At 38.4% G+C, this 13704-nt stretch carries 19 protein-coding genes; 7 read left to right on the forward strand and 12 right to left on the reverse strand.

Annotation, left to right across the window (positions count from 1 at the left end; genetic code table 11):
- Positions 1 to 43 precede the first annotated feature (43 nt).
- Positions 44 to 559 carry a YjcG family protein gene (locus ACQKII_RS01665; RefSeq protein ID WP_427455716.1) on the forward strand — a complete coding sequence of 172 codons (516 nt, stop codon included), beginning with the start codon at positions 44 to 46 and terminating at the stop codon, positions 557 to 559.
- A 3-nt stretch (positions 560 to 562) separates the two neighbouring features.
- Positions 563 to 991 carry a GNAT family N-acetyltransferase gene (locus ACQKII_RS01670; RefSeq protein ID WP_427455718.1) on the forward strand — a complete coding sequence of 143 codons (429 nt, stop codon included), beginning with the start codon at positions 563 to 565 and terminating at the stop codon, positions 989 to 991.
- Between the two features lie 409 nt (positions 992 to 1400).
- Here the strand turns inward: ACQKII_RS01670 and ACQKII_RS01675 are convergent, their stop codons facing one another.
- The 6 genes from ACQKII_RS01675 to ACQKII_RS01700 form a co-directional block, all read right to left on the reverse strand.
- The gene (locus tag ACQKII_RS01675; protein ID WP_427455720.1) at positions 1401 to 1649 is read right to left on the reverse strand and encodes a stage VI sporulation protein F; all 249 of its coding nucleotides are present in this window, start codon (positions 1647 to 1649) and stop codon (positions 1401 to 1403) included.
- Between the two features lie 193 nt (positions 1650 to 1842).
- Complete coding sequence (locus tag ACQKII_RS01680) at positions 1843 to 2016, reverse strand: YjcZ family sporulation protein (RefSeq protein WP_427455722.1); 174 nt, start codon at positions 2014 to 2016, stop codon at positions 1843 to 1845.
- A gap of 64 nt (positions 2017 to 2080) precedes the next feature.
- Positions 2081 to 2440, reverse strand: coding sequence for a stage V sporulation protein AE (gene spoVAE, locus ACQKII_RS01685; protein WP_369436408.1), 360 nt, complete (start codon positions 2438 to 2440; stop codon positions 2081 to 2083).
- Between the two features lie 16 nt (positions 2441 to 2456).
- Positions 2457 to 3452: a stage V sporulation protein AD gene (locus ACQKII_RS01690; protein WP_143997389.1), complete on the reverse strand. Its 996-nt coding sequence runs from the start codon at positions 3450 to 3452 to the stop codon at positions 2457 to 2459.
- Positions 3446 to 3901 carry a stage V sporulation protein AC gene (gene spoVAC / locus ACQKII_RS01695; protein ID WP_427455724.1) on the reverse strand — a complete coding sequence of 152 codons (456 nt, stop codon included), beginning with the start codon at positions 3899 to 3901 and terminating at the stop codon, positions 3446 to 3448. The genes ACQKII_RS01690 and spoVAC overlap by 7 nt, the downstream gene beginning before the upstream one ends.
- Positions 3901 to 4305, reverse strand: a complete 405-nt coding sequence (locus tag ACQKII_RS01700) for a YhcN/YlaJ family sporulation lipoprotein (protein ID WP_427455726.1) — start codon at positions 4303 to 4305, stop codon at positions 3901 to 3903. The genes spoVAC and ACQKII_RS01700 overlap by 1 nt, the downstream gene beginning before the upstream one ends.
- 134 nt (positions 4306 to 4439) lie before the next feature.
- On the opposite strand from ACQKII_RS01700, the gene ACQKII_RS01705 reads away from it, so the two are divergent.
- Positions 4440 to 4964 (forward strand): CotY/CotZ family spore coat protein, encoded by a 525-nt coding sequence (locus ACQKII_RS01705; RefSeq protein WP_143997387.1) that lies wholly within the window; start codon positions 4440 to 4442, stop codon positions 4962 to 4964.
- 65 nt (positions 4965 to 5029) lie between these two features.
- Here the strand turns inward: ACQKII_RS01705 and ACQKII_RS01710 are convergent, their stop codons facing one another.
- The 6 genes from ACQKII_RS01710 to ACQKII_RS01735 form a co-directional block, all read right to left on the reverse strand.
- The gene (locus ACQKII_RS01710) at positions 5030 to 5452 is read right to left on the reverse strand and encodes a hypothetical protein (protein WP_427455728.1); all 423 of its coding nucleotides are present in this window, start codon (positions 5450 to 5452) and stop codon (positions 5030 to 5032) included.
- Positions 5453 to 5505: 53 nt separating this feature from the next.
- Positions 5506 to 6882 carry a magnesium transporter gene (gene mgtE, locus ACQKII_RS01715; protein WP_427455730.1) on the reverse strand — a complete coding sequence of 459 codons (1377 nt, stop codon included), beginning with the start codon at positions 6880 to 6882 and terminating at the stop codon, positions 5506 to 5508.
- A 300-nt stretch (positions 6883 to 7182) separates the two neighbouring features.
- Positions 7183 to 8112, reverse strand: a complete 930-nt coding sequence (locus tag ACQKII_RS01720) for an RluA family pseudouridine synthase (protein ID WP_427455732.1) — start codon at positions 8110 to 8112, stop codon at positions 7183 to 7185.
- On the reverse strand, positions 8087 to 8881 hold the full coding sequence (locus ACQKII_RS01725; RefSeq protein WP_427455734.1) for an NAD kinase: 795 nt from the start codon (positions 8879 to 8881) through the stop codon (positions 8087 to 8089). The genes ACQKII_RS01720 and ACQKII_RS01725 overlap by 26 nt, the downstream gene beginning before the upstream one ends.
- Positions 8878 to 9549, reverse strand: coding sequence for a GTP pyrophosphokinase (locus ACQKII_RS01730; RefSeq protein ID WP_427455736.1), 672 nt, complete (start codon positions 9547 to 9549; stop codon positions 8878 to 8880). The genes ACQKII_RS01725 and ACQKII_RS01730 overlap by 4 nt, the downstream gene beginning before the upstream one ends.
- A gap of 62 nt (positions 9550 to 9611) precedes the next feature.
- The gene (locus tag ACQKII_RS01735) at positions 9612 to 9995 is read right to left on the reverse strand and encodes a hypothetical protein (RefSeq protein ID WP_427455738.1); all 384 of its coding nucleotides are present in this window, start codon (positions 9993 to 9995) and stop codon (positions 9612 to 9614) included.
- Positions 9996 to 10197: 202 nt separating this feature from the next.
- Here ACQKII_RS01735 and ACQKII_RS01740 point away from each other — a divergent pair, with 202 nt between their 5' ends.
- The 4 genes from ACQKII_RS01740 (at position 10198) to ACQKII_RS01755 (ending at position 13093) form a co-directional block, all read left to right on the forward strand.
- The gene (locus tag ACQKII_RS01740; RefSeq protein ID WP_427455740.1) at positions 10198 to 10791 is read left to right on the forward strand and encodes a CYTH domain-containing protein; all 594 of its coding nucleotides are present in this window, start codon (positions 10198 to 10200) and stop codon (positions 10789 to 10791) included.
- A 35-nt stretch (positions 10792 to 10826) separates the two neighbouring features.
- Entirely contained in the window at positions 10827 to 11621 is a 795-nt protein-coding gene (locus ACQKII_RS01745; protein WP_427455742.1) for a lytic transglycosylase domain-containing protein, read from the forward strand.
- 262 nt (positions 11622 to 11883) lie between these two features.
- Complete coding sequence (locus ACQKII_RS01750) at positions 11884 to 12291, forward strand: globin (protein ID WP_427455744.1); 408 nt, start codon at positions 11884 to 11886, stop codon at positions 12289 to 12291.
- The gene (locus tag ACQKII_RS01755) at positions 12284 to 13093 is read left to right on the forward strand and encodes a DsbA family protein (RefSeq protein WP_427455746.1); all 810 of its coding nucleotides are present in this window, start codon (positions 12284 to 12286) and stop codon (positions 13091 to 13093) included. The genes ACQKII_RS01750 and ACQKII_RS01755 overlap by 8 nt, the downstream gene beginning before the upstream one ends.
- Positions 13094 to 13704 lie beyond the last annotated feature (611 nt).

Below are 13704 nucleotides of genomic sequence, written 5' to 3' on the forward strand. Positions count from 1 at the left end.
TACTTAGATAGAAAAATTGTTTATTTTCGGGAGGTAATGGACTATGAAGTACGGAATTGTGGCTTTTCCATCAAAAAAATTACAAGACTTAGCGAACACGTACCGCAAGCGTTACGATCCGCATTATGCGAAAATTACACCGCATATGACGTTAAAGGACAGCTTTGATGCAACGGATGAGGATATTCAATCCATCGTTAGGCAAATAGATGAAATCGCTGCGAAATATGCGCCTTTAAACATTCATGCATCACGCATAAGTTCGTTTTTCCCAACAACCAATGCAATTTATTTCCGCATTGAACCAACAGAACAATTAGTAGCATTCCATAATGCACTAGAAGAAAAAATTTCTTTTGGCAATACTAAACATGTCTTCGTACCGCATATTACGATTGCACAAAAAATGACCGACTCTGAGCACGACGACATCTTTAGCCAATTACGTATGACAGGTGTTGACGAGAAAGATACGATTGATCGCATCCATCTTTTATACCAATTGGAGGACGGCTCCTGGACAACTTACGAAACATTCCGACTGACTGGAGCTGAATGACCTTTGTATCATGTGAAAATTGTTGAATCAAAGAAAGAACATGATGATGCGTTCGCTGTCCGCAAACAAGTATTTGTCGAGGAACAAGGTGTGCCCCTTCATCTAGAATGTGATGCTGAGGATGCAACTGCAACGCATTTCATTATGTATGATAACTATGAGCCTGTCGGTGCTGCACGTCTCCGTGGTATAGAAAATGATACAGCAAAAATTGAACGTGTCTGTATTCTACAATCACAGCGTGGCAAAAAACTAGGTGCTCTTATTATGAAAGAAATGGAGAAATATTCCGTTTCCACGAATAAGAAAAAGTTAAAACTTCATGCACAAAGTTATGCTATTCCTTTTTATGAAAAGCTTGGTTACACAGTAACATCTCCAGAATTTATGGATGCTGGTATCCCTCATCGTGCTATGGAAAAAACGATTTAATCAGCGGCACCTTGGCGTAATTACGTCCGGATTTTGAATTGCGTTAGCACAATTCAAAATCCATGGCATCTGCCAAAGGCTTTAGGTCTTCAGGGTGTTTGGTCACTCAGTCCTGTGTTGCTGACGCTTCACTTTCGCACAGATAAAGTGCCACAGGACTTGGCGTTCTTAAACTGAGTTCACTATTTCAGTCGGTGTCGAACACCCGCTGAAAAGGGACCCTATCTATAGAGATGGGCGTCTTCTCTGAATGAAGATGAATAGGTGTTACGAAAATGCTATTGCATAGTCGTAACACCTTTTTATTTGTCTGCTTACATACTTAGATTTTCGATTATTATATAAATAAGCACTTAAGCAGGCATTCCACATACTTAACGGGATGACTCCCACTAATGGAAATGCCACTTTATTTCATCATTCTTGTAATCTTATCAAAGTCTAAAGAAGCGCCATCTTGAATAATAGAATTCACTAATTTATCTTCAAGTTCTTGTGTGATTCTTCTATTGGACACTTTGGCTACACGACGTACGATTTTTCTAACTTGTTTTTCGTTTGTAAAATCTGCATGTTGAATTGCATTTGCTAATGCGAAGATTTCATCCATCGATACACCTGTTTTTTGTTCAATAGAATTAAAAAACGAGCGATGCATGTTCCCCCTCCTATCAATTCCACCTCAACATAATTGCCACAAATACTTTGCTGTCACTTTCATGCACGAAGCATTTTTGACAATTGTTGGAGGCTTTAACCTTATTCAGACTGGTTTGAGTCACTCACTGAATGAAAGCTAAAGCCTATAATTTTTTTCAACACTTAGAATTCGGTACGTAAACAGCGTCAAATTAATGAACGAAAGTAGCGCCGACAATAATTAGTAGAATGAACAGGACAACAATTAGCACAAATGTTGAGCTATAGCCATAGTTGTTATTGCCTCCGCAATAATTATTGTTCCAGCTATTTGCACCTGCAACATTATTTCCATACGGTTGTGCGCACCAGCCTTGATATCCCATAAAAGCACCCCTCCCTTCTACAACCTATAATATGTATAGTTGTAAATAAGAGAGGGGTATTCGTCTAGTCAACATTCCCTTTTGGTTTAAAAATTAGTGCGCCAATAAAGCCAAAGACAATGGCTGCACTTATACCTGAGCTTGTCACTTCAAACATCCCAGTTAATACACCTACAAGGCCATGCTTCTCTGCCTCCGCCATTGCACCGTGTGTTAAGGAATTACCAAAGGATGTGATTGGCACGGTTGCACCTGCACCTGCAAAATGGATGAGCGGCTCATACAAACCCATCCCATCTAAAATTGCACCGAATACGACTAGTGTACTTAATGTATGCGCCGGCGTTAAATTGCCAACATCCATTAATAACTGTCCGATGACACAAATAATGCCGCCAACGATAAAAGCAAACACAAATGTCATAACCATAGATTTGGCCTCATTTCATTGTAATTTCAATTGCATGTGCAGTACATGGAATTGTCTCTCCCTGTTGATAAGAAAGTGGAGACAACAATGCGCCTGTTGCCACAAGAAGCACTCTTTTATAGCTCCCTGCTCGCAATTGTTGCATTATATAACTAAAAAAAACAGCCGCTGAACAGCCTGCTCCACTTGCCCCTGATTGGAATGCCTCATCCTGTCCATAAAACTCTGCTCCAGCATCGCGTAGTAGTGTTAATTCTTCTTTTTTCACGCCATTTTCTACGAGCATTCCTTTTAGAAGCTTTAATCCGAGCTGTCCTAAATCACCCGTTAAAATTAAATCATAATTGTAGAACTTTTGATTTCGTTGCTCTAAATGGGATTGAATTGTTTGAAAGGCAGCCGGTGCCATCGCTGCACCCATATGAAGAGGATCATCCATGCCATAATCAATCACCTTACCGATCGTCGCTGCCTCAATACAAGGGAATTCTTCACGGTGCTTGCCCACCAAAGCAAAACCAGCAGCCGTTACAGTCCATTGTGCAGTCTGAGGCTTCTGTGCCCCATAATTGACTGGATATCGAAACTGTCGCTCAATCGCATTATGCTGACTAGATGCTCCAGCAATCGATAAACTTGACGCACCTAATTCAGTTAAAAGACTAGCAACAATTACGGATGAAACCGATGTGGCACATGCGGAGAATAATCCAATAAATGAGATGGCTAGTTCCCTTGCGGCAAAATTGGTAGGTGTCATTTGATTGACTAAATCGCCACCTAAAAAGAAATCAATTTCTAAATTTTTCACGCCTGACTTTTTCATCAAAATTTCACAAGCTTCTTGAATCATCTTTCGATGGCCTTGTTCATTTGTTTCCATTTGCCAGCGTTCATCATCGTAAATGGTATCAAAATACTGACTGAAGATACTACGATTTTCCAACGGTCCTGCTACCACACCACCAGCTAATAAAGACGGTTTCGATTGAAAGACAATTACCATGACACCACCCCTAACGTCACAAGAATGTATTTAATGAGTGCAACGAAAAATGCTGCCACAACACCAAATAATACAACTGAACCCGCTAATTTAAAGAGATTTCCGCCTACACCCAGTACTAAGCCTTCAGATCTATGTTCAATTGCTGCAGAGATAACAGCGTTACCAAACCCAGTAACAGGCACTGCCGATCCTGCTCCTCCAAATTGACCAATTTTTTTATATAAGCCAAAGCCAGTTAAAATCATCGCGAAAAATACCATCGTGGAAACCGTTGGGTTCCCTGCTGTTGCTTCTGTAAAATTAAAGAAAATAATATAAAAAAGAGAAACAGCTTGTCCGATTGTACAAATAATACCTCCTACAAAAAATGCCTTTGCAACATTTTTGAAGTAAGGTGGCTTTGGTGTTACACTTTGTTCTAATTGTTGGTATTGCTCTTTCTCCATTATGTCTCCTCCTGTGCAAGCTTTTTCAGTTCTGTGATTTTATCGCTTAGCTTATTATCTTCAAGTTGATCTTTTTTTATTTTATTAGCTTCATAAAATATTTTGTAATCTGCCGAAACAAATACTTCATTGTTGGGATATTTTTCATCAAATTTCTTTTGTAACTTCTTCTCTAATTTGGCCTTTTTCCACTTATCCCACGGTTTAAATTGCACCGCAACAAGCATTTTATCGTCATACTGTATAACCGTTGTTCTTTCAACAAATTTTTCCTCTTTTAAAACCGCCTCAACTTCTTCTTCATTTTGAGGCGAACCATAAACAATAAATTTTTCTTTTTCTGTGCAACCACTAAGTAGTGCCATACAGACGACTATCGGCAACATCATCCCTAATAACCTCAAGTATTTACCCTCCTTTTCTTTACAGTTTCACCACACATAAAAAAAACTATTCATTTGTGATATATACAAAAGCCCGAGTCCATTTTTCAAAAGTACATATTGTAGGAGTAGTAACAAGGAAAGGAGGTGACAATATGGGTTGTGGTAAACCAACAAATCCTATTAGCCCTATCCATTCAGCAGGCTGCGTTTGTGACGTAGTACGCGCAATTTTAGATATTCAAAATCAAGCGGTGCAAGATGAATGTTCACCGTGTACGTCAAACTGCTTCTTAGAACCACTTGGCGGCATCGTTAGTCCTGCACGCTCAGCAGCAGATACTCGTGTATTTATGTTAATTACTAAAGACGGTACTCCATTCAAAGCATTCTTTAGCTCACCTTCAGCAGATCCATGTATATGTACATCCGTTTTTTTCCGTGTAGAAGATATGTTTGATGAGTGCTGCGCTACTTTACGCGTTTTAGAACCATTATGCACATTCGATTCTAGTGAAAGCACTGTAGACTTATTAAGTCGTGACGGCTGTTGCATTAATATGAAGAAAATTTGTAAAGTAGATGATTGGAATTCTACTGACAGCTGTATCACTGTGGACTTAGCTTGTTTCTGCGCAGTACAATGTATTGCTGATGTTGACTTAGGGATTTGTAATTAATTCTTTCCTCCTTTGACACACTACACACAAAAAAAAGTGTACAGCATCCTCTGCTGTACACTTTTTTATAATGTTGGTAAGTTTTTGCCTCGCCAAAGTATTTGTTGAATATCCTCAAAATATATAATCTCTTGTGTTTGCAATTCTAAAGAAGTAAGCATTAACGAATCTACCTGTAAATTAGATGCGGTTCCACTCAATTTTCTACCATCTTTTAACGTTATTAATAATGGTTGATACACTTTTTGTCGAAATGGCTTTTCTAAAAATTGTAGCTGCTTCAGAACATATTTATCGATTTGTAAATCCTTTTGAACATCTTTTTCCGCGATGTTCGGCTCATTGCCATAATGATCCTTTAAATACACCGACGTACTTTCATCCAAATCATCTTCTAAATCGTCATCCAAATCAAGTTCATGAAGCATTTTTGAAATATTTAAAAAATAAGTTGGTGATTTAATAAACAAACGTGGCTCTCGATCCACAAGTTTCACTTCCCTTTTTTCCATACAATATGCAAAAGGAAAGGAATAGGTTCTTAGCCTATTTGACTTAAAAACATTGTCGCTAATCCTAAATAAATTAAAATACTGGTAATATCATTCAACGTTGTAATAAACGGCCCCGATGCAACAGCAGGGTCAATTTTCATGCGATGCATCAGCAAAGGGATAAATGATCCTGCAAGGGTTGCCACTAGAATCGAACCGCAAATCGCTGCACCTACAAGCATCCCAAGGATAAGCTCATGCTTCCATATATAAACTACACCTATTACAATTATTCCACAAACAACGCCTGTCATTAGACCTGTGCCTGCCTCACGAAGTAACAACTTCATCTTGCTATGTTCTTCGACATCCCCTGTCGCAATTCCTCTAATGGCTACGGCTAATGCCTGAGTACCACTATTTCCTGAAGTACCTGAAATGAGCGGAATAAAGACAGCAAGTAACGCAACTTTATCTAGCGTATCTTCAAATTGCCCCATTAAATTTGCAGTCAGCATGCCTAAAAACAACAAGATTACAAGCCATGGTAACCGTTTTTTCGCAGCTTGCCAAGAGCTCGTATCAAATTTATCCATATCGGAGATACCGGCTAATTTAGAATAGTCCTCTGACGCTTCCTCATCGATTACGTCGATAATATCATCGACCGTAATAATCCCCTGTAGCTCGCCCTTATCATCAATAACCGGTGTAGCTAGGAAATTATAATCCTTCATAATTTGTGCAACTTCTTCTTGGTCATCTCCAACACGTACCATCACAACTCGTTCATTCATAATGGAACGAATAAGCGTATCCTCATCGGCAATAATTAAATCACGTAGTGAAATTACGCCTGTGAGTCGATGTGCCTCATCAACGACAAAAATATAATAAATGGTTTCAGCATTCGGTGCCTCTTTGCGTAAAATAGCCATGGCTGAACGTACTGTAGAGTTTTCCGGTATAGCTACATATTCAGTCGTCATGATAGAGCCGGCTGTATATTCATCATAGCTTAATAGCTCATTTATCTCTCCAGCCGTCTCCTCATCCATCATTCCTAAATAGCTTTCACGTTGTTTCGTATCTAGCTCATTTAAAACGTCTGCTGCATCATCTGCATACATATGTGAAAGCATCTCTGCCCCATAGGCTGGATCCATTTCAGCTAGATATGCTTTATATTCATCATCATCTATTTCAATTGCCTCAAAAATATCAGCCATTTCCGTCGGAGACAAGAACGAATAGATGATCTTCCTTATATCAGGTTCCACCTTTTCATAAAACGTTGCCTGATCATATGGATGAAGTTCTAAAAACTCATCACGGAACGCGTCAATATCATGCCCCACGAGCATTTCTCGTAAACGTGCTTCGTCAAATTGCACATCATCCTTTTCATTTCTTTCCTCTATCATGCTTGTCCCCTCCTTCCGAGCATTGAATTCATTTATACGTACAAGAACGTAAATCTACCTTTTATATAATAGTGTGTATTGTACTTATTCTGCAAACTCTTTTTTACTTTTACCTAAACTTTCTACTCTACTATACCCTACAATCGCGCTATTTTCTGTATATATGCTGTAAAGAACCGTCCTTACTACGAAAAAATGATAAGGAGATGCCCGTTTTTGCGAACATCTCCCTAATTATTTCTTTATCCAATAGAAATCTTCCACATCTATAAATGGTGAAATTAAAGTACAATTTTTAGTCTAGCCGATATTGATTAATTGTTGCATGTCTTCATGTAAAGAACTCGTAATATGCAAAACCTCACTGGTTAATGGATGTTGCATGGACAATGAAACACAATGTAATGCCTGACGGTCTATCAGTTTTCGTGTTCCGTCATATAATTCATCCCCCACAAGTGGGTGACCAAGATAAGCCATATGCACACGAATTTGATGTGTTCGTCCGGTATGAAGCTTTAAGCGTATATGTGTCATTGGCTCCTCTTGTCTATAAAAACGGCGTTTTACTAAAAAGTCCGTATGCGCAAACTGACCATCTTCACGTACCTCACGCTCTATAATACTTGTATCTTTACGACCAATTGGGGCAACGATGGACTGACAATCCTCTATTACATGTCCATGGACAATGGCTTCGTATTCGCGCGACACTTCTCCACCACGCTGTGCAAGTCCTGTTAAATGATGAATATGTGCGTGCTTGGCAATGCATAGTAGACCTGATGTATCACGATCAAGCCTCGTCACAATATGGACTGTCGATGCTAGACCTTGTTGCTCAAAATAGCCACAAACATTATTTGCGATGCTTTTTGTCGGATGCTCACGTGAAGGAATCGTACTTTGATGCGCAGGCTTATCAAGCACTAAAATCGCTTCATCTTCATAAACAATTGTAAGCTCACCATATTCAACAACAAGCCCTTCACTTTTTTCTTCAAGAGGGAATTTTACTTCTACATGATCTCCGATTTGAAGAGGGTGTCGCACATTACGTTCGACGCCATTCACTGTCAGTAAGCCCCCTTCAAACTTAATCGCTGTCAATGCTCGTTTAGAAATACGCCATTCGCCTAATGCTTCACGTAAAAGCTGACCATCCTTCTCTACTGTAAAACTCAATGTATACCGTGCATCTATGTTATTCATTTGCAACGAACGATTCATGTACTCGCTCCCAAAATGGGAATGGGCGGAAACGTGCAAAACGTACTTTTTCATTTGCTACGTTAAAAGCAATTGACTTCACGTCACCTTGTGTGACTTGCAGATGGTCTACCGTCATATTAAAGTTTTGTTCATTGACTGGACGTAATATACAGTGATGGTGCGCTGGTAAAATAAGTGGTGAACCAACTGTACGAAAGACACGATTATTAATCGAAGCAATTTCAGTAATTTGAAGTGCTGCCAACGTTGGATGAATAATCGCTCCACCGAGTGCTTTGTTATAGGCTGTACTACCAGATGGCGTTGAGACACAAAGACCGTCACCACGGAAACGTTCAAACTGATTGCCGTTTAACTCCACATCCATAACAAGCGTCACATCTGGTGATTTCACGGTTGCTTCATTTAAGGCCAAATACGTATTTGACTCCGAATTATGATGTTCTACTTTCACTTCCAATAATGGGTACTCAACAACATTAAAATCCTTTTTGGCAATGGATAAAACCAGTTTTTCCAATTCTGATGGCTTCCAGTCTGCATAAAAGCCTAAATGTCCTGTATGGATACCCACAAAGGCAACTTGATCTAATAAGTGCGAATAGCGATGGAAGGCGTGTAGTAGCGTACCATCTCCTCCAATAGATACGACAATTTCAGGCATTTCTTCATCATATGTTAATCCAAAATCCTGCAAATATGTTTTTGCTAACTCCATTAATTCGTTCGATTGTGCATCTCTACGTGATTGAATGGAAAACTTCATTGCGCGTCACGCTCCTTCTCCGTTAGTAAATTAGGATTCGATGCTTCTTTGTATTCACTAAAGTAGGCCTGTGCTTCTTGGATTTCACTGCGAATCGATGACATTTCTTCATCTAATCGGAAAGCTGCCTCCGCTGCACTCTGTAGGCGATTTTTAATTTCCTCTGGGAACATGCCTTTATATTTATAGTTTAAGGAATGCTCAATCGATGCCCAGAAATTCATGGCTAGTGTGCGTATTTGAATTTCTGCTAGTACAACCATTTTTCCCTGTATCGTCTCAACTGGATATTCTACAATCATATGATGCGATCGATAGCCACTTGGTTTGCTATGTGTAATATAGTCACGCTCTTCCACTACACGCATATCCTTACGCTGCCGTATCAGCTCAGTCACGGTAGAGATATCGTCTACAAATTGACACATAATACGGACACCTGCAATATCCCCAAGTTCATCGCCTAGTTGCTTCGAAGGTTCAAAGGCTAGTCCTTTTTCTAAAGTTTTATCATATATACTTGCTAGCGGTTTTACACGCCCTGTTACAAATTCTATTGGAGAGTTTGCATTAACAATGCCAAACTGAGAACGCATACCCTTTAATTTTATTTTTAATTCATCTACTGCTTGTTTATAAGGACTTAAAAAAATCTCCCATTGTCCCATCGCTAAAACCTCCCGACATACGGCATTGAACAAAACTAACACCGTCTGTTCGTTTTGTCTTTTTATTCAGCGAGAACTGCCTTGAAGTGTTGTTCCACTGCTTGAACAAATTCTGCTCCATAATTGTAATTTCCTTCAATATTATACACAAGCATTTCCAATTCTTCGTAGAAGTTTGTAAGTTCCATCACTTCTTCTCCTACTTGTAACATTGGATTTTTCTTTGTTTGTAAAATATGTACAAGATTTACCCAACTACTCGTAGGAAAACGCAAGTAATGATAGTCCTCTCCTGCATCAAGTAAATAAATAAATGCAAAATCATCCGAATCTGCAATCAATTGTGCCGCAGGCTTTAACTGTAAATTTAATTCATTGTCGTTTAAACTAAAATGAAGATGCTGATTTTCAAAATAATATAATTCTATCGTATAAATTTTACGCACTTGATGGTCCCCTTTTCGTCTTACTCTTCCTCTTATTTTAGCATACGGGGTAAATAGTTGCAGTGTGTAATTGTTAAAACCCTTAACAAACTTCTATCGAAAAAAGCGCATTTGCACGTGTTAATATGCGACTCGCATTGGCCGAAAGGATGCGCATTCAATTCCTTTTTAATACAAAAAAACAAACAGAAAGGTGAAAAAAATGTCACAACAACTTGAAATTGAATTTAAAAATCTCTTAACAAAACAACAATACGAGCAATTATTAAAAGATTTCCATATTCACGACAATGCTATTCATCGTCAAACAAATCATTATTACGACACACCACTTCATGCTATTCGAACTTTAAAAAGTGGGCTACGAATTCGACAAATCGACAACTATTATGAATGTACCTTAAAAGAAAGAACAGCAGCACATGAACACCTTGAAACGACGAATGAATTAAGTGCCGAGCAAGCAAAGAAAATGCTGAATGGTGAGGGCTTTTTTGCCCCTGAAGTAGCTAAAAGACTGGCTAAATATGATATCCCTTTAGATGAATTAGCGGTATTCGGTTCTCTTACTACAGACCGTGTCGAAATTCCTTACAAAGACGGACTTCTTGTATTTGATCATTCTTTCTATTTGCAGTGTGACGATTATGAGGTAGAATATGAATCAAATGATGTAATAAAAGGTAATGCAATCTTCGACGAATTTCTACAACAATATGATATAAAAAAACAAGTTACAGATAAAAAAATTGCACGCTTTATGAAAGCATTGCAAGCGAGTAAAAAACAAGAATGATAGCTTAACAGCAGAAAGAAGGGGTGAACAACTACTTGGATATCCAATCACTTAAGACCTTACTTGAAATACAAGCACTGCAAACACTAGGTTCAACAGAAAGTTCATCATCGAATGCTCTAACAGACAATAACTCTATCTTTTCTGATATGATTGGCGAATTGCTCGGCGATGCCACAACAGCTAGCAGTGCAAAAATGTCGAATTTACTCGGGATGAGTTCATCTTCCAGCACTTCAGATATCATGAGTCAGCTTGGTAATTTAACAAATACATCTGGCAATACGTCAAATATGACCATTCAATCGTTACTTTATAAAGGTGCTAATTCAGTCTATATACCTGCATCTGTTTATGCAGCCTTAGCAAATACACCATCTAGCACAAAGTTGGATTCCTATGTTTCTGATAATGTTATCGGCTCAACAGCTTATGCAAATTCGCTTGCAGGGGCAAGCAGTTATGCTTCAATCATTGAAAAGGCCGCAGCTACGTATAATGTACCCGATAAACTAATCGCTGCTGTTATAAAACAAGAATCTAATTTTAATGCTACTGCTGTAAGTCGTGCAGGGGCACAGGGTTTAATGCAATTAATGCCAAAAACAGCTCAATATTTAGGTGTTACAAATGCCTTTGATCCTGAGCAAAATATAATGGCAGGAGCCAAATACTTACGTCAAATGCTCGATAAATTTGATAACGATCCATCTCTAGCATTAGCAGCCTATAATGCAGGAGCTTCGCGAGTGACAAAATATGGCGGCATTCCACCTTTTAAGGAAACGCAGAATTATGTCAAAAAAGTGATGAATTACTTCACAGCTTAATCGCATAAAACCTATATTTTCAGTCTTTATCAGCAAATTTCACCCTTGATGGTGAAATTTGTGCTTTTCTAGCGAAAAACTTATCGAGAGCTCTTTGTTTGTATAAACGAAAAGACGTTGATAGAATGAAGGTAGTCACAAGAAATTCACATTTTCCAGATGAACAAATTCAAAATCTATAAAAAAGACAATTTGTCATACCAATAAATTGATTCGTACTTTACGATATACTTCATATAAAGAATTAAAGGAGCATTTACCTATGAGTCGAAAATACACTGTTCCTTATGAGGAGCTGGGGGCTGAAAAACTTTCAGAACTCATACATGCGTTCTATAAAAGAGTCGCTCAGCATCCTGATCTAATTCCAATCTTTCCGAAAGATTTAACGGAGACTGCCCGCAAGCAAATTCAATTTCAAACACAGTATTTAGGTGGACCAAATTTTTTTACTGAGGAACATGGACACCCAATGATGCGTGCACGACACATGAATTTTGCCATTACGCCTGATCGTGCACAAGCTTGGCTTGAATGTATGGCCGAAGCGATGGATGAAGTTGGTTTGGATGGAAAGTTCCGCGAAACCTATTATCAGCGTTTAGTATTAACAGCTCATCACATGATTAATAAACCTAATGACGATGAGGGGGAATTATTACGTGAATAATATTCAAATGCTACAAGAACCAACGCCTACGATTTCTACTGCCAATAAGCCAATTGAATTGTATATTTTCGTAGATCCACTTTGTCCTGAAGCTTTCAGTATGCAAGCTATTATTCGCAAATTACAGCTAGAGTATAATCATTATTTCACATGGCGCTTTGTACTAAGCACAGAGCTTTCTTCTCTTAATTGTCTGAGCAAGCGTACGAAGGGCTGTGAATCTGGCATTGAGCTCGACATCAACCATCCTGTTTTACCTTCTATTGCCATCAAAGCAGCTGAGTTACAAGGGAAACGTGCAGGAGCACGCTATTTGTCCAAATTACAAGAATATGTAGTACTGAATCATGAGGATGTAAATTCCTATGCGACTCTCTTAAAAATTGCAGAGGATGTCCAATTAGATATGAATGAATTTACTGTAGATTTCGGCTCTAAGGAAGCTGCACGCGCATTCCAATGCGATTTATATATTAAACGCGAAATGGAAGTGGATGAAGTACCAAGTATCGTATTTTTCAATGAGTGCATTGAAGATGAGGGACTAAAAGTAAGTGGTAGCTACGCTTATGAAGTTTACGAGCAGATATTACAAGAAATGATGGATGAACAACTCATCCGTCAAACATTACCAACAATTGAAGAATTATTTCTGAAATATCATACACTATCTACAAATGAAATAGCCTTCATCTATTCATTAACCGAACAATCTGCAGAACGCGAATTAAAAAAACGAATGCTGCAACAAAAAATTGAACGTATTCAAACAGATCACGCTACACTATGGCGGTCAAAATAATGCAATTATACTATTATTCAAAGGATAGGGACTCAAACAATGTTGAGGAGTCCCTATCTTTTTTTCATTCAATTTATTTTGAATTAAATAGTAAAAATTTAGGTTCATCACCATAACGTGAGGTTGATTTCCGTTCCGACTGGGCGCTTTCCTGGGAGCATCCAGCCTCCACTCCAATCAACTTAGATATAGTGAAACTTCAATCAGTGGGGTTTTATCATCCTCCACTGATTAGTATCTTTCTCTCTTTCAACTTGAGGTGGGCGGCTACTGACCGTTCATGCGGGATAAAATAAAAGAGACGCCACTATCCTCGACAGATAGAGACGCCTCTTTTTCACAAAGGGGATGGGAGAAATGTTCACGTTCAAACAAAGGGGTGTATGTTTGTTTTGTGATTTATTTCACAAGAATCACTTTATCATGGAATAATAAATTTAGCAATGAAACATGCTCTAGATTCACAAATTTGTCAAATAGAAAGCGATTACAGTACGGTATTTTTTTAAGATGGATAGTTTTATTCATTTAGAAATCTAAGAAAATCATTATTGTTTTAATTTATTCCTGACCATATTTTCTACTGCACAAAGAAAACGGCTGTAGTAAGT

The organism is Lysinibacillus sp. NPDC048646 (assembly GCF_050272295.1).
In the GTDB taxonomy this organism is placed as follows: domain Bacteria; phylum Bacillota; class Bacilli; order Bacillales_A; family Planococcaceae; genus Lysinibacillus.

Bases quoted from the DNA above. Each gene is read 5' to 3' on its own strand.
- ACQKII_RS01705 (WP_143997387.1), top strand. From the start codon at position 4,440: ATGGGTTGTGGTAAACCAACAAATCCTATTAGCCCTATCCATTCAGCA.
- ACQKII_RS01675 (WP_427455720.1), bottom strand. From the start codon at position 1,649: ATGCATCGCTCGTTTTTTAATTCTATTGAACAAAAAACAGGTGTATCG.
- spoVAE (WP_369436408.1), bottom strand. From the start codon at position 2,440: ATGACATTTGTGTTTGCTTTTATCGTTGGCGGCATTATTTGTGTCATC.
- ACQKII_RS01665 (WP_427455716.1), top strand. From the start codon at position 44: ATGAAGTACGGAATTGTGGCTTTTCCATCAAAAAAATTACAAGACTTA.
- ACQKII_RS01740 (WP_427455740.1), top strand. From the start codon at position 10,198: ATGTCACAACAACTTGAAATTGAATTTAAAAATCTCTTAACAAAACAA.
- ACQKII_RS01730 (WP_427455736.1), bottom strand. From the start codon at position 9,549: ATGGGACAATGGGAGATTTTTTTAAGTCCTTATAAACAAGCAGTAGAT.
- ACQKII_RS01750 (WP_427455744.1), top strand. From the start codon at position 11,884: ATGAGTCGAAAATACACTGTTCCTTATGAGGAGCTGGGGGCTGAAAAA.
- ACQKII_RS01690 (WP_143997389.1), bottom strand. From the start codon at position 3,452: ATGGTAATTGTCTTTCAATCGAAACCGTCTTTATTAGCTGGTGGTGTG.
- ACQKII_RS01725 (WP_427455734.1), bottom strand. From the start codon at position 8,881: ATGAAGTTTTCCATTCAATCACGTAGAGATGCACAATCGAACGAATTA.
- ACQKII_RS01720 (WP_427455732.1), bottom strand. From the start codon at position 8,112: ATGAATCGTTCGTTGCAAATGAATAACATAGATGCACGGTATACATTG.
- spoVAC (WP_427455724.1), bottom strand. From the start codon at position 3,901: ATGGAGAAAGAGCAATACCAACAATTAGAACAAAGTGTAACACCAAAG.
- ACQKII_RS01680 (WP_427455722.1), bottom strand. From the start codon at position 2,016: ATGGGATATCAAGGCTGGTGCGCACAACCGTATGGAAATAATGTTGCA.
- mgtE (WP_427455730.1), bottom strand. From the start codon at position 6,882: ATGATAGAGGAAAGAAATGAAAAGGATGATGTGCAATTTGACGAAGCA.